A 3,116-nucleotide genomic window follows, 5' to 3' on the forward strand; every position below is an offset into this window, starting at 1 on the left:
AGTAAGCGCGGCCTCAAGGCCCTCTTGACGTCGACTGGTTGAACAGATCGGCGATGCTCAGACGTCGAGCACTTGGCGCAGCGCATGGAATGGGACCCGCCAAGTCACCCCATCACCGGTGGCGAGGGTGGCCGTGCGTTGGTTAATGCGCACGATCACCCCGGTGATATTGCGACCGTCTCGGTCGTCGAAGGTCGCGGTATCTCCGCGTTGGAACTCGCGCGCATGGCTTGTCGCACGGGTGGGTTCGGGCGGCGGCTCATAGGGAGCTTGCTCGTCGCGCGGCTCTGCGCCGTGATAGCCCTGCATCGCCAGACATGGGATCTTCCAGGTTCGCTTGGTGCCTTCTTCGAGCACCGTCGCCTGTGTGTTCCTCATGGCAATGATCTTGCCGCGGCGCATCTGGCCGTCGCGGAAGTCCACGAAGTGCACAGGCTGACCAAGATGGAGGTTCGCACGAGCGGCAATGCCACGTCGTGGGTCGGCCAGCATGCCCTCGATCAATGCCTTGAGCTGGTAGAGCTGCAAGCTGCTTGCGCCCTCGAGGGCTTCAATCATTCGCGGGTCGGTGCCTTGCAGGCTCACTGCGTCTTCCTTCGTTGCGCAGCCAGGTCGTGTGTGGTTCAGGCTGCCAGTCGTTGCTCAACGCGGTGCCCGCCGATGTTCCACGGAAGCAACTCGTCGATGCGATTGATGGGATGGTCGGCAATGCGTGCGAGCACATCGCGCAGATACGCCTGCGGATCGAGCCCGTTCAGCTTGGCCGTTTCCACCAGACTGTAGATCGCCGCGGCCCGCTCGCCTCCGGCGTCCGAACCCATGAAGAGATAGTTGGATCTGCCAAGGGCCACACCGCGCAGGGCGCGCTCAGCCGCGTTGTTGTCGATCTCGATGCGGCCGTCGTCACGGTAGCGGGTCAGCGATGTCCAGCGCGTGAGCGAATAGCCGATCGCCTTGGCCAGTTCCGACTTCCTGGAGACCTTGCCCAGCATGCTCGTGAGCCAAGCACGCAGGTCATCCAACAGCGGCCCGGCGCGGGCTTGTCTTACCTGGCGTCTCACGTCGGGGGGTTGACCCCGGATCTGGGCTTCGATGGCGTACAGCGCCGCAATCCGCTGCAGCGCTTGTTCGGCAATCGAGCCCGGTACGAAGCCCTGGCTCTCGTGCAGATCCCAGAAGGGTCTGCGCGCGTGCGCCCAGCAAGATGCTTCGACTACACGCCCACTTGCGTAGATCTTTCCGTACCCGCCATAGGCATCGGCTTGGAGGATGCCGCTGTAGTTCGCAAGATGTGCTTGCGGATGCTCGCCCTTGCGGTTGGGCGAGTAGCGATACCAAGCCGCGGGCGGTTGCATGTTTCCTGCAGGCCGGTCGTCGCGCACGTACACCCACAGCCGGCCCGTCTTGGTGCGGCCGCGGCCGGGATCGAGCACGGCCACCGGCGTGTCATCGGCATGCACCTTCTCGCCGGCCAGCGTGTAGCGTTCGAGCGCGGCCACCAGCGGATCGAACAGCCTCTCGCTCTGGCCTACCCAGCCGGCCATGGTCGAAGGATCGATGACGACGCCGTCGCGGCTATAGATGCGGCCCAGGCGATGCAACGGAATGTGGTCGCAGTACTTGGACACCAGCACGTTGGCAAGCAGTCCAGGGCCAGCCATGCCGCGTGCAATCGGCCGGCTCGGTGCAGGCGCCTGGAAGATCGCTTCGCAGGCAACGCACGCGAGCTTGGGTCGCACATGCCGAATCACCTTGAAGCGCGAGGGCACGTACTCCAGTTGCTCCGAGACGTCGTGCCCGATGAGACGCAGACGGCCGCCGCAGGCTATGCAGCCACAGGCTTGGTCATTGGCATCATGGTGATCGCAGGTGGTCTCCGGTCGATAGACCTGGGTCTCTCGCGGCAGGTGGGCGGGGAGCTTGCGATCGATCTGTGGTGCGTTCGCAGCATCTGGCACAGCCACAGCGATCGGCGCCGGACGTTCATACAGTGGTTCGCCTTCCAGAAGAGCGATCTGAGGATCATCGAGTTGCTCGCTGGACGATCCGAACCGCGCCCGAAGGCTGCGCAGCAACTGCAGCTTCAGCTTGTCGACCATGAGCTTGAGCAGCACCACTTCGGCATCTCGCTCCTCGACCACTCGCAGCAAACCTTCAACCGTGTGAGGTGTGGTGGGGTCGTTGATCGGCGTCGTCACGTCCTCTACTGTGCCCGTCCCTGGGGCCGACGAACATCGGTACTACACCGGAGGATTCTTCATACAGTGGTGGCGCAGTTGATCATGCTGCAAGCAACGGTTCGTGCGTGCGCACCGGCATGCGCCAGTCGATGCCTTCCAGCAGCATCGAGAGTTGTGCCGGCGTGAGCGATACGCTTCCGGACGTCGCCTGCGGCCATACGAAGCGGCCTCGCTCCAGGCGCTTTGCCAGGAGCATCAGTCCCTGGCCGTCGAACCACAGGACCTTCAGGATGTCGCCGCGCTTGCCGCGGAAGACGAAGACGTGGCCGCAGAACGGATTGGCCGCGAGCGCCGTCTGGACCATGGCAGCCAAGCCATCGAAGCCCTTCCTCATGTCGGTGTGGCCGGCCACGATCCACACGCGTGTGTTCGAGGGAGGACCAATCACGCGATGGCACCGAGCAGGCGCAGCACGCAACGCACGCTGGTCTCGTCGACGGCTCCGCGCAGACGAACACGTGTGGCACCCACGTCGATCTCGATCACGCCGCTCGAAGGGCGCGGCACAACGGCCTTGTTGGTCTGGGCTGCAGGCTCCAGCTGCACGGTAACCGGCAAGAGCGTGGCCGGCGCAGTGCCCTCGACTACTGGAGCTTGCGCGCGCAAGCGAAGCCGACGCCAGTTGAACAAGAGGTTCGCATTGATGCCATGCGCCTGCGCGATGGCAGCGACTGACGCGCCAGGTTCCAGACTGCGCTCGACCAATTCCTGCTTCAGCTCTTCGCTGTGCCTGCGCCGGGTGTCCTTGCCCGAAGTGACTCGCTTGTTCATGTGTGCACGTCCCGGTTAAATGCACACATCCAAGTGTGAGCACGATCAGGCGATCCTGCTCATGCTCGTGTCGTCTCGCCAGAGGGCCTTGAGGCCACGCTTACG

At 63.8% G+C, this 3,116-nt stretch carries 4 protein-coding genes; all 4 read right to left on the bottom strand.

Annotated elements, in window-relative coordinates:
• Positions 1 to 57: 57 nt before the first annotated feature.
• Positions 58 to 585, bottom strand: coding sequence for a hypothetical protein (locus AC07Y4_RS32780; RefSeq protein ID WP_064262392.1), 528 nt, complete (start codon positions 583 to 585; stop codon positions 58 to 60).
• A 38-nt stretch (positions 586 to 623) separates the two neighbouring features.
• Positions 624 to 2,186: an IS66 family transposase gene (gene tnpC / locus AC07Y4_RS32785; RefSeq protein WP_495275678.1), complete on the bottom strand. Its 1,563-nt coding sequence runs from the start codon at positions 2,184 to 2,186 to the stop codon at positions 624 to 626.
• 94 nt (positions 2,187 to 2,280) lie between these two features.
• Entirely contained in the window at positions 2,281 to 2,601 is a 321-nt protein-coding gene (gene tnpB / locus AC07Y4_RS32790; RefSeq protein ID WP_373866855.1) for an IS66 family insertion sequence element accessory protein TnpB, read from the bottom strand.
• Positions 2,602 to 2,624: 23 nt separating this feature from the next.
• The gene (gene tnpA, locus AC07Y4_RS32795) at positions 2,625 to 3,011 is read right to left on the bottom strand and encodes an IS66-like element accessory protein TnpA (protein ID WP_159275190.1); all 387 of its coding nucleotides are present in this window, start codon (positions 3,009 to 3,011) and stop codon (positions 2,625 to 2,627) included.
• Positions 3,012 to 3,116 lie beyond the last annotated feature (105 nt).

The organism is Variovorax sp. GW460-12-1-14-LB1 (genome assembly GCF_059423605.1).